The 17453-nt window shown below is 65.6% G+C and carries 16 protein-coding genes; 6 read left to right on the top strand and 10 right to left on the bottom strand.

What is annotated here, in order from left to right:
• Window positions 1-27: 27 nt before the first annotated feature.
• From KHO22_RS11765 to dnaE, 3 genes are all read right to left on the bottom strand, one after another.
• Window positions 28-618 (bottom strand): peroxidase-related enzyme, encoded by a 591-nt coding sequence (locus KHO22_RS11765; RefSeq protein ID WP_211947315.1) that lies wholly within the window; start codon window positions 616-618, stop codon window positions 28-30.
• 84 nt (window positions 619-702) lie between these two features.
• Complete coding sequence (gene msbA / locus KHO22_RS11760; RefSeq protein ID WP_230426851.1) at window positions 703-2412, bottom strand: lipid A export permease/ATP-binding protein MsbA; 1710 nt, start codon at window positions 2410-2412, stop codon at window positions 703-705.
• Window positions 2413-2699: 287 nt separating this feature from the next.
• Complete coding sequence (dnaE, locus tag KHO22_RS11755; protein WP_211947313.1) at window positions 2700-6218, bottom strand: DNA polymerase III subunit alpha; 3519 nt, start codon at window positions 6216-6218, stop codon at window positions 2700-2702.
• Window positions 6219-6399: 181 nt separating this feature from the next.
• Here dnaE and KHO22_RS11750 point away from each other — a divergent pair, with 181 nt between their 5' ends.
• Window positions 6400-7248 carry a sulfurtransferase gene (locus tag KHO22_RS11750; RefSeq protein WP_211947312.1) on the top strand — a complete coding sequence of 283 codons (849 nt, stop codon included), beginning with the start codon at window positions 6400-6402 and terminating at the stop codon, window positions 7246-7248.
• A gap of 20 nt (window positions 7249-7268) precedes the next feature.
• Here KHO22_RS11750 and KHO22_RS11745 read toward each other — a convergent pair whose 3' ends face one another.
• The 5 genes from KHO22_RS11745 to rpsP all read right to left on the bottom strand — a co-directional run bounded on the left by KHO22_RS11745 (window position 7269) and on the right by rpsP (window position 10340).
• On the bottom strand, window positions 7269-7949 hold the full coding sequence (locus tag KHO22_RS11745) for a CoA pyrophosphatase (RefSeq protein WP_211947311.1): 681 nt from the start codon (window positions 7947-7949) through the stop codon (window positions 7269-7271).
• Between the two features lie 137 nt (window positions 7950-8086).
• Window positions 8087-8470 carry a 50S ribosomal protein L19 gene (gene rplS / locus KHO22_RS11740; protein ID WP_211947310.1) on the bottom strand — a complete coding sequence of 128 codons (384 nt, stop codon included), beginning with the start codon at window positions 8468-8470 and terminating at the stop codon, window positions 8087-8089.
• A 75-nt stretch (window positions 8471-8545) separates the two neighbouring features.
• The gene (gene trmD, locus KHO22_RS11735; protein ID WP_211947309.1) at window positions 8546-9328 is read right to left on the bottom strand and encodes a tRNA (guanosine(37)-N1)-methyltransferase TrmD; all 783 of its coding nucleotides are present in this window, start codon (window positions 9326-9328) and stop codon (window positions 8546-8548) included.
• Window positions 9329-9368: 40 nt separating this feature from the next.
• Window positions 9369-10034: a ribosome maturation factor RimM gene (rimM, locus tag KHO22_RS11730; protein ID WP_211947308.1), complete on the bottom strand. Its 666-nt coding sequence runs from the start codon at window positions 10032-10034 to the stop codon at window positions 9369-9371.
• A gap of 48 nt (window positions 10035-10082) precedes the next feature.
• Window positions 10083-10340, bottom strand: a complete 258-nt coding sequence (gene rpsP / locus KHO22_RS11725) for a 30S ribosomal protein S16 (protein ID WP_211947307.1) — start codon at window positions 10338-10340, stop codon at window positions 10083-10085.
• A 142-nt stretch (window positions 10341-10482) separates the two neighbouring features.
• On the opposite strand from rpsP, the gene KHO22_RS11720 reads away from it, so the two are divergent.
• From KHO22_RS11720 to KHO22_RS11705, 4 genes are all read left to right on the top strand, one after another.
• Window positions 10483-11610: a PQQ-dependent sugar dehydrogenase gene (locus KHO22_RS11720; protein WP_211947306.1), complete on the top strand. Its 1128-nt coding sequence runs from the start codon at window positions 10483-10485 to the stop codon at window positions 11608-11610.
• 144 nt (window positions 11611-11754) lie between these two features.
• Entirely contained in the window at window positions 11755-12150 is a 396-nt protein-coding gene (locus KHO22_RS11715; protein ID WP_211947305.1) for a hypothetical protein, read from the top strand.
• 341 nt (window positions 12151-12491) lie between these two features.
• Entirely contained in the window at window positions 12492-12986 is a 495-nt protein-coding gene (locus KHO22_RS11710; RefSeq protein WP_211947304.1) for an NINE protein, read from the top strand.
• A 24-nt stretch (window positions 12987-13010) separates the two neighbouring features.
• Window positions 13011-13913 (top strand): LysR family transcriptional regulator, encoded by a 903-nt coding sequence (locus tag KHO22_RS11705; RefSeq protein ID WP_211947303.1) that lies wholly within the window; start codon window positions 13011-13013, stop codon window positions 13911-13913.
• Between the two features lie 336 nt (window positions 13914-14249).
• Here KHO22_RS11705 and KHO22_RS11700 read toward each other — a convergent pair whose 3' ends face one another.
• The gene (locus KHO22_RS11700; protein WP_211947302.1) at window positions 14250-15521 is read right to left on the bottom strand and encodes a PA0069 family radical SAM protein; all 1272 of its coding nucleotides are present in this window, start codon (window positions 15519-15521) and stop codon (window positions 14250-14252) included.
• A gap of 2 nt (window positions 15522-15523) precedes the next feature.
• Entirely contained in the window at window positions 15524-16027 is a 504-nt protein-coding gene (locus KHO22_RS11695; RefSeq protein ID WP_211947301.1) for an Lrp/AsnC ligand binding domain-containing protein, read from the bottom strand.
• Between the two features lie 110 nt (window positions 16028-16137).
• On the opposite strand from KHO22_RS11695, the gene KHO22_RS11690 reads away from it, so the two are divergent.
• Complete coding sequence (locus KHO22_RS11690; protein WP_211947300.1) at window positions 16138-17442, top strand: D-amino acid dehydrogenase; 1305 nt, start codon at window positions 16138-16140, stop codon at window positions 17440-17442.
• Window positions 17443-17453 lie beyond the last annotated feature (11 nt).

Raw genomic sequence — 17453 nt, 5'->3', positions numbered from 1 at the left:
CATGCACCCCGGCGCGAAAGGACGCGCTTACTTGCTCTTGGGCACGCGGCCCATCAGGAAGAACTCGTCGTTCGGGCGCATGCCGATGGTGTTGGCCATGCGGTTCGACAAACCGAAGAACGCGGTGATGGCGGCGATGTCCCATGCGTCTTCGTCCGTGAATCCGTGCTCGCGCAGCGCAGCAAAGTCAGCCTCCTCCACCTCGTGCGAGGCCTGGCAGACCTTTAGCGCAAAGTCCAGCATGGCGCGCTGGCGCGGCGGGATGTCGGCCTTCAGGTAGTTCACGGCGACCTGATCGGCCACCAGCGGCTTTTTCTCGTAGATGCGCAGGATGGCGCCATGTGCCACCACGCAGTACAGGCACTGGTTGGCCGCCGACGTCGCCACCACGATCATCTCGCGCTCGCCCTTGGTCAGGCCGCCGTCCTTGAGCATCAGGGCGTCGTGATAGGCGAAGAAGGCGCGGAACTCGTCGGGCCGGTGGGCCAGCGTCAGGAAGACGTTGGGCACGAAGCCGGCCTTCTCCTGGACTTCAAGGATGCGCTGCCGGATATCGTCGGGCAGCGCCTTCAGTTCGGGTACGGGGTAACGGCTGATGGGATGGGCCGGGCGGGTCATGGCTGTCTCTCTCACGGTCGTTGTTGTCGCCCCATTGTAGCCAAGGCGCAACCCGCAAGCCGGCAGCCCCGGCCCGGCCAGCAATCAGTGCGTGGCGAACTGGATCCGGTGCAGCCCGGCATACAGGCCGTTGGCGGCCAGCAGCTCGGCGTGGGTACCCTGCTCTGCGACGCGGCCGTGATCGAGCACGACGATGCGGTCTGCGTTCTCGATCGTCGACAGGCGGTGCGCGATCACCAGCGTCGTGCGCCCGACCATCAGCGCTTCAAGCGCGGCCTGGACCTGGCGCTCGGATTCCGAATCGAGCGCCGACGTGGCTTCGTCCAGGATCAGGATCGGCGCATCCTTGTAGATCGCACGGGCGATGGCCAGCCGCTGGCGCTGGCCGCCGGAGAGCTTCATGCCGTTGTCGCCAATGTTCGTATTGACGCCTTCGGGCAGGTTCTTCACCACGTCGGTCAGGTAGGCGGCCTGCAACGCACGCTCGACGCGGGCCATGTCGATCTGGTCATCGGGTCCGACCCCGTACGCCACGTTGGCGGCAACGGTGTCATTGAAGAGCACCACATCCTGGCTCACGAAGGCGATCTGGTTGCGCAGCTCGCGCAGCGCGATATCGCCGATGGCGTGGCCGTCGAGCAGGATGCGGCCACCGCTAGGGTCGAAGAAGCGCGGCACCAGGTTGACCAGCGTGGTCTTGCCACTGCCCGAAGGACCGACCAGCGCCACCACCTCACCCGCGGGTACACGGATATCGATGCCCTCCAGCGCCGGCCGCGTGCCTTCGCCGTAGTGGAAACCAACGCGCTCGAATACCAGGTCTCCCTTGGCCCGGTCAATGCGCACGCCGCCGTCCTGCGGCTCCGCCGGTTCGTCGATCAGCCGGAAGATCAGCTCGGCCGCGGTCAGGCCGCGCGTGAGCGGCTGGTTGATGTCGGTCAGGTGCTTGAGCGGCGAGATCAGCAGCAGCATGGCCATCACGAAACCGGTGAAGCCGCCGATCGTGGTCTGGTTGCCCTGCGCCTGGACCATGGCGATGGTGATGATGACCGACAGCGCCAGCGCGGCCAGGAAAGCCGTCACGGGCTGGTTCAGGCCACCGGCCACCGCCATGCGCATCGAATAGTTCTTCAGCCGCTCCGCCATGTTGCGGAACCGGTTCATCTCGTACGCCTCGCCGCCGTGCAGCTTCACGACCTTGAAGCCGCCGGCGGCCTCCTCGACCACGTAAGCCGCGCTGTTGGTCAGCGTCTGGTGGTCGCGGTTGAGGCGGCGCAGGCGCCGGTTGATCTTCGACATCAGGTAGCCGATCACGGGCAGGATCACGGCCACGATCAGCGTCAGGCGCCAGTTCGTATAGAACAGGTAGATCAGCAGCGCCACCACGGTCAGCGAATCCCGCACCAGCGTGATGAACACGCTCGTCAGGATCGACAGCACCTGGTTGACTTCGAAGATCACCGCGTTGATCAGCGAAGCCGCCGTGTTGTGGTGGTAGAACCGGGCGGGCGCGTGCAGCATGCGGTCGAACATCTGCATGCGCATCTTCAGCAGCACGCGGTTCGAAATCAGGCTCAGCAGGTACCCCGACGCGAACTGGGCCACGCCGCGAATGAGCGCGACGCCGGTCAGGATTGCCGGGACATGCCAGAGCTTGCCGGCGTAATCGCCGCCAAAGCCCTTGTCGAGCAGATCGTTGACGACCTTCGGGATCACGCCCTCGCTGGCGGCGACCACGGCCATGGCCAGGACGGCGGCAATGAAGATGCGCAGCTCGGGCCGCAGATAGCCCATGATGCGCTTGCCTACCTTTACGTCTTGTCCGGCCGACTGTTCGGACTTAGCTGGATTGCTCACTACCGCCCTTAATTTGAAAGATGCGACGCGCACCCGTCTGACGGGTGGCACGGGAAACGCCGAAGGTCACCTGATTGGCAGCCCGGCATGGCGAAAACGCCACAGACGGGCGCAAAAAACGCAGCCATTGTAACCGCATTCACTGGCGCGGCAGGCGCGCCGGAAGTGCGCCGGAAAGTGCACGGGACAGCGCAGGCGCCAGCGTTGCGCGCCCCGCCCTGGCCTCAATACATCAGCTCGACCGCATCGTTGCCAAGCCACTGCCGCAGCTCGCCGAGCAGGGCTTCGTCCGGCTCGACGCGCCAGCTCGGCCCGAGATGGATGTCGCACGCGGCACTCGGATTGCGGTAGCGCACCAGCAGGCCAAGGCCCGTCGGACCCGCGTCGCGCGGCTTGGCACGGTATTGGGTGAGCACGGTGCGCAAGCGCTCCATGGTCGAGTCTTCCGGTGCGAGCGCAATGCTGAGCGCGCTGGCATAGGCGCTGCGGGCCGTGGACAAGTCCATCACCGACTCCGCCGTGAAGCGCACGCCGCCGGTGAAGGTGTCGTGACGTGCGTTGCCCGTGGCGATCAGCAGCTCGTCCTCGCGGAACATGTGCCGGTTGGCATCGAACACCTCGTTGAAGACGGTCATCTCCACCAGCCCGGTGCCGTCGTCGAGCTGCACGATGATCATCTTGCCGCGCTGCGTCATCTGCGTGCGCACCCCGGCGATGACGCCGGCGATGGTCTTGCCGCGCACGTCGCGGCCAAAACCGCCGCCGTTGCCCTGCACTTCCTTCTCCAGGCCAGCCAGCGTGCTCTTCACGAAGCGGCGCACCTCATCGCGGCAGGCATCGAACAGGTGCCCGGAGAAGTAATACCCCAGCGCCTGCTTTTCTTCCTGCAGCGTGCGCTTGGGCGTCCAGCGCGGCTCGTCGATCAGTTCAGGCCGGTGTGCATCGCCGGCATCGCCCATCAGGTCGAACAGCGAGACCTGGTTGGCCGACTCGGCCTTCTGGTCGGCCGCCTCCATGGCGAGGGATACCGAGGCCAGCAATTGCGCACGGTTGTCGTTGAGGCTGTCGAACGCACCGGCACGGATCAGCGCCTCGATGGTGCGGCGATTCACCTGGCGGCGATCGACGCGCTCGCAGAAGTCGAACAGGTCCGTGAAGGGCCGTTCCTCGCGCGCGCGCAGGATGTCTTCGATGGCGCCCTGGCCGGAACCCTTGATGCCGCCCAGTCCATAGCGGATGGTCCTGGCATCGGTCGGTGCGAAGCGGTACTCGCTGGCGTTGACGTCGGGCGGCAGCACCGCGAGCTTGTTGAGCTTGCAGTCCTCGTAGAGGATCTTGACCTTGTCGGTGTCGTCCATGGCCAGCGACATGTTGGCTGCCATGAATTCCGCCGGATGATGCGCCTTGAGCCATGCGGTGTAGTACGCCAGCAGCGCATACGCGGCCGCGTGCGACTTGTTGAAGCCGTAGCCCGCGAACTTCTCCATCAGGTCGAAGATATCGTCGGCCTGCTCGGCGGAGAGCCCGTTCTTGTCCGCGCCTTCGCGGAACATCACGCGGTGTTGCGCCATCTCTTCGGGCTTCTTCTTGCCCATGGCACGGCGCAGCAGGTCGGCGCCACCCAGCGAGTAGCCGCCGATGATCTGCGCCATCTGCATCACCTGCTCCTGGTAGACCATGATGCCGTAGGTCTCCTTGAGCACCGGCTCGACGCGCGCGTCCGGATACTCTACCTTCTCGCGGCCGTGCTTGCGCGCGCAGAAGCTGGGGATCAGGTCCATCGGGCCCGGGCGGTACAGCGCCACCAGCGCGATGATGTCCTCGAAGCGGTCGGGCTTGGCATCCTTCAGCATGCCCTGCATGCCGCGGCTTTCCAGCTGGAACACGGCGACCGTGTTGGCGGTCTTGAGAATGTCGAACGCCGGGCCGTCGTCCAGCGGGATCTGGCTGCAATTCCAGTCCGCCTTGCCCGGGTCCAGCCGGCGGATATAGCGTTCGGCCCAGTCGAGGATGGTCAGCGTGGTCAGGCCCAGAAAGTCGAACTTGACCAGGCCGGCCGCTTCCACGTCGTCCTTGTCGTACTGGCTGACGACGCCGCTCATGCCGTCGTTCTGCCCACCCTGCGTATAGAGCGGGCAGAAATCGGTCAGGCGGCCCGGCGCGATCAGCACGCCGCCGGCGTGCATGCCGACGTTGCGGGTCATGCCTTCGACGCGCTGCGCCAGCTCCAGCAGCTGGCGCACTTCTTCCTCGTTGTTCTCGCGCTCCGTGAGCAGCGGCTCTTCCTTCTTGGCCTCTTCGATGGTGACGAGCTTGCCGGGCTTGAACGGAATCAGCTTGGCGATGCCATCCACGAAGCCGTAGCCCAGGTCGAGCACGCGGCCCACGTCGCGCACCGCGGCCTTGGCCGCCATGGTGCCGAAGGTGGCGATCTGCGATACCGCGTCCTTGCCGTACTTTTCCTTCACATACGTGATCACGCGGTCACGGCCGTGCTGGCAGAAGTCGATATCGAAGTCGGGCATGGACACCCGCTCCGGGTTCAGGAAACGCTCGAACAGCAGCGCGTACTTGAGCGGATCCAGGTCGGTAATGCCCAGCGCATAGGCCACCAGCGAACCGGCGCCGGAGCCGCGGCCCGGGCCCACCGGCACGCCATTGTTCTTGGCCCAGTTGATAAAGTCCGCCACGATCAGGAAGTAGCCGGGGAAGCCCATCTTGATGATGGTGCCGGTCTCGAACTCCAGCCGTGCGTAGTACTCGGGCCGCCTGGCCTCGCGCTGCGCCTCGTCCGGGAACAGGACCGCCAGGCGCTTCTCCAGGCCGTCCTTGGCCATGAAGACGAGGTAGTCGTCGAGCGACATGCCGTCGGGCGTGGGGAACAGCGGCAGGCGCGGCTTGCCCAGTTCCAGCGTCAGGTTGCAGCGCCGCGCGATCTCCACGGCGTTCTCGAGCGCGGACGGAATGTCGGCGAACAGCGCGCACATCTCGTCCTGCGTCTTGAAGTACTGGTCCGTGGTGAAACGGCGCGTGCGGCGCGGGTTGGCCAGCAGTTCGCCTTCGGCGATACAGACGCGCGCCTCGTGCGCGGTGAATTCGTCCGGCGCCATGAATTGCACCGGGTGCGTGGCCACGACGGGCAACTGCATCTCGGCGGCCAGATGCACGGCCTGCTGCACATAGGCATCCGTGCCGGGATGGCCGGCGCGCTGCAACTCGATGTAGAAACGCTGCGGGAAGACGGCCGCCCAATGCTCGGCGGCGCGGCGCGCGCCATCGACATTGCCATTGGCCAGCGCCATGCCGACGTCACCGCCCATCGCGCCCGACAGCGCGATCAGCCCTGTCGCCAGCGGCCGGCCCTCCTCACCGGGTTCGCCGAACCAGCCGGGCTCGATTTCGGCACGGCCACGGTGCTGGTTCGACAGCCACGCGCGGGACAGCAGCATGCACAGGTTCAGGTAGCCGATGCGGTCCTGCACCAGCAACAGCAGCCGCGCGGGCTTGTCGCGGTCGTCCGCATTGGACAGCCAGACATCGGCGCCGACCACGGGCTTGACGCCGCCGCCGCGCGCTTCCTTGTAGAAGCGGATCAGGCCGAAGGCGTTGGCAAGGTCGGTGAGAGCGAGCGCGCCCATGCCATCGCCGGCCGCGGCCTTGACGGCATCATCCAGGCGGACAATGCCGTCGACGACGGAATATTCGGAATGGACGCGAAGGTGTACGAAACGGGGGGCAGACATGGGCGACATTGTACCGGCTCGGCATGGCCAACGGCCGCGCTGCGAACATCGCTCACGGGCCCCGATAGCTGAGGACGACGCTAGGAAATGCCGGCCCGCATCGGGCTGGCGCGCTATAATTTCGTCTTTCCAATCAGGCAGTTATCGCGCGCCTTTGCGCGCGTCCGCAGCGCAGCCCATCATGCAGATCGTCAACATCTCCGCTTACAAGTTCGTCTCGCTCAACGACATCGAGACGTTGCGGCCGGAAATGCGCTCGCGCTGCGAGGAGCTTGACCTGAAGGGCACCATCCTGCTGGCGCCGGAGGGGATCAATATGTTCCTGGCCGGTCCGCGCGAAGCCATCGACGGCTTCATGGCGTGGCTGCACGCCGACGCGCGCTTCGCGGACATTGCGCCCAAGGAAAGCCTGTCGGAGAACCAGCCCTTCAAACGCATGCTGGTGCGCGCCAAGAAGGAAATCATCACCATGAAGCGCCCGCTGATCCGGCCCGAGGAGGGGCGCGCGCCGTCGGTGCGCCCGGTCGACCTCAAGCGCTGGCTGGACCAGGGCCATGACGACGAAGGCCGCCCGGTAGTGATGCTCGATACGCGCAACGATTTTGAAGTGGCGGTCGGGACGTTCGACACGGTGATGGAATACAACCTCACCAAGTTCAGCGAATTCCCCGAAGCCGTGGAAGCCCACAAGGCGGATTTCGAGGGCAAGACCGTGGTGTCGTTCTGCACCGGCGGCATCCGCTGCGAGAAGGCCGCGATCCATATGCAGGAAGTCGGCATCGATCACGTCTACCAACTCGAAGGCGGCATCCTCAAGTATTTCGAGGAAGTCGGTGGCAGCCACTATCGCGGCGACTGTTTCGTCTTCGACTACCGCACGGCGCTCAACCCGAACCTGGAACCGGCGGGCCCCAGGCAGTGCTTTGCCTGCCGCGCCGTGGTCACGCCGCAAGAGCAGCAAAGCCCGCAGTACGTCGTCGGCAAGAGCTGCCCGCATTGCATCGGGCAACATGGTCAGGCAGCGGCCTGAGCGCCTTTGCCGCCCGGGATTCAGGCGGCCAGCAAGTGGTAGAGATTGCGCAGCATGCCCGCCGTCGCGCCCCAGATGAAGCGGTGGCCACCGCCCTCGCGCGGGAAGGGCATGGCGTAGAACATCCGTTCACCATCGACCCAGCGGAACAGGCGCCGCTCATGATGCGAAGGATCCATCAGGAAAGCCAGCGGCACCTCGAACACATCGGCCACTTCTGAAGCGTCGGGCTGCAACGTAAAGCCGTCGCGCACCAGGCCCACCACCGGACTCACATGGAAACCGGTGCCGGTGATGTAATCCGGCAGCGCCCCCAGCACCTCCACATAGTCGCGCAGCAGGCCGACCTCTTCTTCGGTTTCCCGCAAGGCCGTATCAATGCGGCTGGTGTCATAGTCTTCCTGGCTGCCGCCGGGAAAACTGATCTGCCCCGCGTGCGCGCTCAGGTTGGCATTGCGCTCGGTGAGCAATACCGTCAGGCCATCACGGCGTTCGACGATCGGCACCAGCACGGCAGCCTGGCGCAGGCTGCGGTTGCGGTCGTACACACGGGATTCGTCGGTCAACTCCGGCGCCCACGCTGGCGGCACCAGCAAGCGGTGGCGGATGAAATCCGCCCGCAGGCGCGGCGCGCTCAGTGCCGGACGGCGCTTGTCGACATCGATGACGGGGAGGGATTCAGGGTCGAAGGCGGGGCGCATAACAGGTTGAAGTATGACAGATGCACGCCTTCCGGCAGCGCAGCAATCCGGCACAGTTGCCAAAAAGCAAAAAGGGCACCTTGCGGTGCCCTTCCCGAGGAAACATCCGGCCGGTAAGCCCGGCCGGCGTGCCTGGCTTACTGGGCAGCCTTGGCTGCCTTCGAAACCAGCTTTTCCTTGATACGTGCGGACTTGCCCGAGCGCTCGCGCAGGTAGTACAGCTTCGCGCGACGCACGTCGCCGCGACGCTTCACTTCGATGCCGGCGATCAGCGGCGAGTACAGCTGGAACGTACGCTCCACGCCTTCACCCGACGAGATCTTGCGCACGATGAAGGACGAATTCAGGCCACGGTTACGCTTGGCGATCACCACGCCTTCGTAAGCCTGCACGCGCTTGCGGTTGCCTTCCACCACGTTCACGCTGACGATCACGGTGTCGCCGGGTGCGAATGCGGGGATGGTCTTGTTCGCGGTCAGGCGCGCGATCTCTTCCTTCTCGATCTGCTCGATGATGTTCATCGTTCTTTCTCCGTAACCATCGTGCCGGCGTTGGATGCCCCGGGCATTGCCCGGGCCCCGGCAGAGGATGGGGTTTTACCTGGCGGGAGAACTCTCCCGCCCTTCTTTCGCCAGCCATTCCGACAGGAACTTCTCGTCGGAACGGGTCAGCAAACCTTGCGCGCGAGCCGCCTCGATCAGGTCGGGACGCTTTCTCGCGGTATTGGCCAGCGCCTGGTGACGCCGCCATTTTTCAATCTCGGCATGATGGCCTCCGAGCAGGATCTCGGGTACCCGCACACCGTCATACTCTTCCGGCCGCGTGTAATGCGGACAATCGAGCAGCCCGTTGACGAAGCTGTCCTGCACCGCCGACTGCGCATCGCCCAGCACACCGGGCAAGTGCCGCACCACGGCATCGATCAACGCCATCGCCGGCAGCTCGCCGCCGGACAGCACGAAATCGCCGAGGCTGATTTCCTCATGCACGCGGCGGTCGATCAGGCGCTGGTCGATGGCCTCATAGCGGCCGCACAACAGTACCAGTCCGGGCCGCTGCGCGAGCGACATGACCTTCTCGTGTGTCAGCGGCGCGCCCTGGGGCGACATCAGCACCACGTGCGGCGCTTCGACGCCTGCCTGCGACTGTGCCGCCGAGGCAGCATCGATCGCATCTTCCAGCGGCCTGGCGAGCATGACCATGCCAGGACCACCGCCGTACGGTCGATCATCGATGGTACGGTAGTTGTCCGTGGTGAAATCCCGCGGATTCCAGGTACGCAGGGCGTACCGTTGCTGCTTGGCTGCCCGGCTGGTAATGCCCCAGTCGGTCAGCGCGCGAAACATGTCGGGAAACAGCGTGATTACATCGAACTGCATCCGCCTTCCCCCTCCGAACCGCACCGGCTCCGGCGCAAGTTCAGTAGTCGAGCCCCCAGTCCACCACGATGCGCTTGCCCGCGGTGTCGACCGTGCGCAGGAACGCATCGACAAACGGTACGAGCCGCTCACCGGCCTGACCGTCGGGCAGTGCGTAAGCCACCTGCAGGATCTGGTGAGCCCCGTTATCGATCAGACCGGACACCTCGCCCAGCAACTCGCCTTGCTCGTTGCTCACGGTGCAGCCGATCAGATCTACCCAGTAAAACTCATTCTCGTCCGGCGCCGGAAAATCCTCACGCCGGACCCACACGCGCCGCCCCCTGAGCGCTTCCGCCAGGTTGCGGTCCGATACGCCGGTTGCCTGCGCCACAACGGTTCCGCTGTGCTCGCGCGATTGCGCGATCCTGACGCAAATCGCCTGGGCGCGCGAAGCCTCCGCCGCGGCCACCAGGCCGGCCTGCGGGGGCATCAGCAGCCACCAGCGACCCGCATGCAGCAACGCGGACGCGTCGTCGGCATGGGGCTGGACCTTGATCCAGCCACGGATGCCATAGGCGGCACCGACATAGCCGACCTCCACCAGATCATCCGGGAGGGGATCGGCATACAGAAGCGTCGCCGGCAGCTTGACCGCCTTTGACGACTCGCCTTGAGGCCGGTTCAAAGGCCTTGGCGCAGCGGCGCCCTGCTTTCGTTCAGTCACGTGTGCAATGAAAACGCGCCCCAGTCGGGAACGCGCTGCAAACTGCTATCAGGCAGCAACGGCCTTGGCTGCGTTCTGCTTGACCAGGCGAGCAACGGTCGGCGACAGTTGGGCGCCAACGCCTTGCCAGTAGGCCAGACGGTCTTGCACAACGCGCAGACCTTCTTCGCCTTCCGAAGCCAGCGGGTTGTAGAAGCCAACGCGCTCGATGAAACGGCCATCGCGGCGGTTGCGCGAATCAGCCGCGACGATATTGAAGAAGGGGCGCTTCTTGCTGCCGCCGCGAGCCAGACGAATAACGACCATGAGATGATTCCTCAGAAAACTTGGTGTTCGAACACGAAACGTAAGAGTATAGCCCAATATCCGTGGTCAAACAAACACTTAGGCAGTTGACGCGATGCGTGCGCAAGGGCATCGTGGCGAAATCCGCGACTGGAGGCACGCCATGGGAATCGTCCGGCACTTGGTTGATCGCACCGCGCGTCTGGCGGCCCTGGCCTGCATCACTCTGCTTAGCGCTCCGGCCACCACATTCGCGGCCTTGCCGCTGGCGCAGATCCAGTTGCCGCCGGGATTCCACATCGAAGTCCTCAGCGACGCCGTGCCCGGCGCCCGGGGCATGGCGCTGACGCCAGCCGGCACACTGTTCGTCGGCTCGCGCTCGGAGGGTAAAGTCTATGCACTGCCCGCGGCGCTCGGCGACAAGCCGACAGTGCGCGTCGTGGCCAGCGGCCTGGCCATGCCGGTCGGCGTGGCGTTCCGCGATGGCAGCCTCTACGTGTCGGCAACCTCGCGCATCGTCCGGCTCGACAACATCGAAGCGCGACTGGACAACCCGCCGAAGCCAGTGGTCGTCACCGACCGGTTTCCCAAGGAAACGACCCACGGCTGGAAATTCATCGCGTTCGGCCCGGACGGCTTCCTCTATGTGCCCGTCGGCGCCCCCTGCAATATCTGCGCGCCGGACGAGAACCGCTACGCCAACATCATGAAGTTGAGGCCCGACGGTTCGGACCTGCAGGTGGTGGCGCGCGGCGTGCGCAACTCGGTCGGATTCGACTGGCATCCGGCGACGCACGAACTGTGGTTCACCGACAACGGCCGCGACTACCTCGGCGACGACCAGCCCGACGACGAACTCAACCGCGTCACGCAGGCCGGCCAGCATTTCGGCTACCCCTTCTGCCATGCCGGCAACATCCCCGATCCCGAATTCGGCAAGCAGCGCCCCTGCTCCGAGTTTGTGCCGCCGGTCGCCAAGCTCGGCCCGCACGTCGCCGCGCTGGGCATGCGCTTCTACACCGGCACGCAGTTTCCCGCCGAGTACCGCAACAACATCTTCATTGCCGAGCACGGCAGCTGGAACCGCAGCGAGCGGATCGGCTACCGGATCGTGCGCGTGGCACTGGACGCCCAGGGCAAGGCGGTACATCAGGAAGTCTTCGCGCAAGGATGGCTGCAGCACGGCAAACCCTGGGGCCGCCCGGTGGACGTACTGGTCGCGCCGGACGGCTCGCTGCTGGTCAGCGACGACGACGCGGGCTCGATCTACCGCATCCGCTACGCCCCCTGAAATCCATCACCAGGACCGCCAAAGTGCAACGAAACAATCCGTTACACCGGTAACGCGATTGGCATAGGCGGGCCGATGCCCCATGCGTACCATGAACCCAACTTTGAAACCACAACGCTGCGCGTCAGGATCCTGGGATTCCGCATGTTCACCCGCTCACTCCTGCGCGACTTGGTGGCTGGCATCCTCGCAGCTGCGGGCTTGATCGGCGCCGTCGCCGCAAGTCATGCCCAAGTCACGTTCTGGCCTCGACTGCATGCCGATGCGCGCGTGCCGCGCGTTCAGGCGGCGGGTGGCTGGCAGATCGCCAGCGTGCGCGCCGAAAGCCGCGACCATGTCCAGGCGCAGATCGATCGCATGGAAGCACGCGCCCGCGCCGATGACCGCCTGAGCGGCCGGCCGAATGCCCCGAATGGCCGCGATGACAACCGTCCCCGTTCGCAGGAACGCAACAGTCAGAACGACGCCAACCGCAGCGACAACCGCCCGGCCAGCGTAGGTCCCGGCTGGCAGGCGCGCGGCCGCGAAGGCGGCCGTTGAGCGGAACTCATCCGCGGAACTGCTGTCACTATTTGAGTGCGCCTCCAACGCGCGCACAGGCTGTCGCCTACACGCTGCCCTGCACTTCGCAGCGTACCGCCCGCGCGGACGGCATACCAAACTGACCTGCCTCTGCCCGGCACCTCCTGCAAAGCGGGGGGATCAGCCGGGCGACAGCCTCCCCAGCAAAGACCCTTGGCCGCGCTCCGTTGCCGAGCACCGCTTGCACAAGTCGACGGGGCGGCATCGTACAATGTGTCCCGGCTGGCACCCGCTGCCGCCGCGTCCCATTGACCGCTGCCGGTAGCATGCCGCCGGCACCCTTTCGCCACGTTGCCCCCATGTCTGCAGCCAGCCAAGCGTCACAAGCCTCCCGGCCCGCCGCCGTGCCGTCCACGCGGTCCCGATCGAAGCTGCTGACGGTGGCGCTCGCCTTCCTGCTCGGCAGCCTTGGCGCGCACCGCTTCTACCTTGGCGGACTGCGCGACCAGTATGGCTGGCTGCACTTGCTGGCCATGCTGGCGGGTGTCGTCGGCGTAGCCTCGATGGTGACCGACGCGGGATCGCCCGCCTTGAACTGGGCGTTCGCCGTGGCGGGCGGCGCATCCGTCATCGGCGCCTTCCTGGCCGCGATCGTCTATGGCCTGCGCCCGGATGACAAATGGGATGCCCGCTTCAACCCGGGCGGCACGCCCACGCGCTCAGGGTGGCCCGTGGTGATCCTGGTGATCCTGTCGCTGCTGATTGGCACCGGGCTGCTGATGGCCGGTCTTGCCATCAGCTTCCAGACCTTTTTCGAGTCGCAGGTCGAGGCGGCGCGCGCGCTGTCGCAGTAAGCCGACCGCCGGCGCCAGGCCGCCATGTACTTCGACCTGCTCGATGTCGCCGTCTTTGCGCGCGCGGCGCTGCTGGGCAACCTGTCGGCAGCCGCGCGCGACCTGCAGCTCTCCACCTCCACCGCCAGTGCGCGCGTGGCCCGGCTTGAGCAGAAGCTTGGCACCCGCCTGTTGCACCGGACCACTCGCCGGTTGTCGCTGACCGCCGACGGCGAGCGCTTTCTCGAACACGCGCAGCACCTGCTCGCTACGGCCGAGGCCGCGGAGCAGTCGGTCGGCAAGGGCGCGCAGCAACCATACGGCCTGTTGCGCGTCACCGCGCCGGCGTCGTTCGGGCGGCAGCATGTCTCGCCGGCGATCCCGGCTTTCCTCGGGGCCTACCCATATATCCGCCTTGACCTGCGCCTGAGCGACCAGATCGTGCCGCTCGTCGACGCCGGCATCGACGTTGCCCTGCGCATGGGGGCACTGCCGGATTCGTCGCTGGTGGCCCGTCCGCTGGCCCCAAGCCGGCGCGTGATCTGTGCCGCTCCGGCGTATCTCGCCGCACATGGAACGCCCAGGCACCCGGATGACCTGCGTGCCCACAACTGCCTGGTCCTTGGCGACCAGTCCGCCTGGCGCTTTGATACGCCTATCGGGGAATCCGCGATCACCGTGCACGGCAATCTGCGTGTCGACAACGGCGAAGTCATCCGCGACGCGCTGGTGGCGGGCATGGGCATCGCCCTCAAGTCGACCTGGGATGTCGGTGCCTTGCTGCGCAGTGGCGAGCTGGTGACCGTGCTGGATGAATACCCGGTCTTGCCGGCTGTCTCCATCTGGGCCGTGTATCCCAGTCGCCATCTGGTTCCTGCCAAGACGCACGCCTTTGTCGACTTCTTTGCCGCGCGCTTCGGCAACCCACCGTACTGGGACCGCGCCTGAAGCTTCGCTTCATGAAACGCAAGCGGCACCGGCGCCGGCCGGAGGCCGCTCCGCGCCCGATTTGTCCGCACGCAAAGCCTGGCCAATGACTGGTTTCTCTTCCGGGCAAATCGCCCATACTGGAAAGACCGCCGGCCTCCGGCGGCAATCCGTCCTGCCGGCCCTGACACCGACCGTGCAAAGGAGCAAGACCGACATGCCTACGTATGAAGAAGGACGCCTGGCGGCCATCGCAGTCAGGCTCGCGCTGTCTTCGGGGTTGCCTGCGGCCCGCGCCAGGGCCGCACTGGAGTTGGCAAGCAGCATGATCCGCGATCAGGAAACGGCCGCCGGCACTCAGAACAAGGTGCCCTGCGCGCCGTCTGCACCGGCTGTCCAACTGGGCGGCACGCGGAATCGCGAAGTATCGAGCTCGAATCGGTTGTAACGGTATCCCAGCCGGTCTGCAGCCTTGTAGAAGCGCTGGCGCATCAGATCGGCCCACACCCCTGTTCCACGCATGCGCTTGGCAAAGCTGGCGTCATAGGCTTTGCCCTCGCGCATGTCACGTACGCGGTTCATCACCCGCTCGGCACGGTCCGGAAAATGGGCCTGCAGCCACTCCTCGAACAGCGGGCGCACTTCCCACGGCAGCCTCAGCACGATGTAGTTGGCATAGACGGCGCCGGCTTCGCGCGCGGCTTCCAGCACGCGCTCCAGGTCAGGCTCGGTGATAAACGGAATGACCGGCGCAATACTGACGCCAACCGGGATACCTGCCTGCGACAAGGTGCGGATCGTGCGCAGGCGGCGCGATGGCGTTGCGGCGCGCGGCTCCAGGGTTCGCGCGATGGCGGCATCCAGCGTGGTCAGCGTGACGGCCGCCACGGCCAGCCCTTTGGCTGCCATGGGCGCCAGCAGGTCGATATCGCGCTCGATCAGCGAGGACTTCGTGATCAGCGCTACCGGATGATCGCAGGCGCTTAGCACTTCAAGGATGCCGCGCGTCACACGATGCTCGCGCTCGATCGGCTGGTAGGCATCGGTATTGACGCCGAGCGCGATCGTCTCGCAACGGTAAGCCGGCCGGCTCAGCGCCTCGCGCAGCCGCTCGGCGGCATTGGTCTTGGCATACAGGCGGGTTTCGAAATCGAGTCCTGGCGACAGGTCCAGGTAGGCGTGCGTGGGCCTTGCAAAGCAATAGATGCAGCCATGTTCGCAGCCCCGGTATGGATTCAGCGAAACATCGAAGGGGATATCCGGTGACGCATTGCGCGTGAGGATGGAGCGCGCCCGCTCGATGGTGACCTCGGTGCGCAGCGGAGCAATCGGCCCGGTGTCGGCCGGGACGATCGGAATGACCGGCCTGCGCACCTCATCGCCCGCGTTGCCGGACTCGCCGGCGCCTGCGCTTTCGTCGTGGCCGGCCGCTCCCCAGCCGTCATCAAACGGCTCGCGCTGGTCCCGCTCGTAGCGGCCCTGGATATTGCTGACTGCGCCCCGCCCCTTGCGCGCCACGGGTGGACGAACGCCGGCCGCGGCGCCAGCGTCATCGGCGTCGGCGGCATCGCGTTGGCGGCGCAGCGCACCGTGAGGATCGGGGGCGGAATCCGGCAGCGAACGTCTCATCGTCAGGCTGGCTGCGCCTTCTCCTCCACGGAAATGGCCAGCGTCTCCTTGATCTCTTCCATCACCACATAGCTCTTCGACTGCGCGGCGCCCGGCAGCTGCAGCAGGATATCGCCGAGCAGACGCCGGTATTCGCCGATCTCGCGGATGCGCGCCTTGATCAGGTAATCGAAATCGCCGGAGACCAGATGGCACTCCAGCACCTCCGGAATCCGCAGGACTTCGCGGCGGAACTGCTCGAACATATTGCCCGACTTGTTGCCGAGCGAGATCTCGACGAACACCAGCAGCGCGCTGCCGAGCATTGCCGGATTGAGCCGCGCGTAGTAACCCATGATGACACCATCGCGCTCGAGGCGCTTGACCCGCTCGATGCACGGCGTAATGGTCAACCCGACCGCCTCGGCCAGGTCCTTCATCGACATCCGGCCGTCCGCCTGCAGCAGCATCAGGATCTTGCGGTCGAGCCGGTCGAGGGCACGTACGGGCTGGCGACTCGTTCTCATGACTTATTCCTGTTTTTCCGAGAAATTCGATAACTATGACTGGATTAGTTTCAATAGTATAGAGGTATATCCTTTGATACCCTGACATCCTGGTTAGGAGCCCCCGAAACATGCGCGTTCTCGTACTTGGCAGTGGCGTCATCGGCGTCACCAGTGCGTGGTATCTGGCCAAAGCCGGTCACGAAGTGACGGTTGTCGACCGCGAGGCTGGCCCTGCGCTCGGCACCAGCTTTGCCAACGCCGGGCAGATCTCGCCTGGCTACGCGTCACCGTGGGCCGCTCCGGGCGTGCCGCTCAAGGCCATCAAGTGGATGTTCCAGGAACATGCGCCGCTGAGCATTCGCCCGGACGGCACCCTGTTCCAGTTGCAGTGGATGTGGCAAATGCTGCAGAACTGCAGTGCCGAGCGCTATGCCGTCAACAAGGAACGCATGGTGCGGCTGGCCGAATACAGCCGCGATTGCATTCGCGACCTGCGCGCCCAGACCGGTATCGCCTATGAAGGCCGCCAGCAAGGCACGCTGCAAGTATTCCGCACGCAGGACCAACTCGATGGCGCGGCCAAGGATATCGCCGTACTCGACGAAGCCGGCGTGCCCTACCAGTTGCTTTCGCGCGAAGAACTCGCCGCGAGCGAACCGGCGCTGGCCGCCGTCAGCCACAAGCTGACCGGCGGCCTGCGCCTGCCCAACGATGAAACCGGGGACTGCCAGCTGTTTACCGGACGGCTGGCAGCCATGGCCGAGACGCTGGGCGTGAAGTTCCTGTACAACCGCTCGATCAACAACCTGATGACCCAGGGCGACGCCGTGACTGGCGCCGTGGTGGACGGCGAGCCGATGGCGGCCGATCTGGTGGTCGTGGCGCTGGGCAGCTGGTCGGCGCAGCTCGTCAAGCCGTTCCTGCACGGCATGTCGAACCTGCCGGTCTATCCGCTCAAGGGCTTCTCGATCACGGTGCCGATGACCGACGCCGCGCGCAGCCCCGTGTCGACCGTGCTGGATGAAACCTACAAGGTCGCGATCACGCGTTTCGAGGATCGCATCCGCGTCGGCGGCATGGCACAGATCGTCGGCTATGACCGTTCGCTCGACCCGGCCAAGCGCCGCACCCTGGAGCACGTAGTGACCGACCTCTTCCCGGGTGCCGGCGATGTCAGCCAGGCGACCTTCTGGACCGGCCTGCGCCCGATGACGCCGGACGGCACGCCGATCGTCGGTCCGACGCAGGTACGCGGCCTGTGGCTCAACACAGGCCACGGCACGCTTGGCTGGACCATGGCCTGCGGCTCCGGCAAGCTGCTGTCGGACCTGGTATCGGGCAAGTCGCCCGCGATCCGCGCCGACGACCTTTCGGTGGCACGCTATCTGAAACCCGCGCGCACGCACGGCGTACCGCGCCCCGCGGTGGCCTGACCGGACGATTG

The sequence above is a fragment of the Cupriavidus yeoncheonensis genome, from assembly GCF_905397275.1.
Lineage (GTDB): Bacteria > Pseudomonadota > Gammaproteobacteria > Burkholderiales > Burkholderiaceae > Cupriavidus > Cupriavidus yeoncheonensis.
Note: the sequence above shows the minus strand (reverse complement) of the source record. Positions and strands in the feature narration are given on the sequence as shown.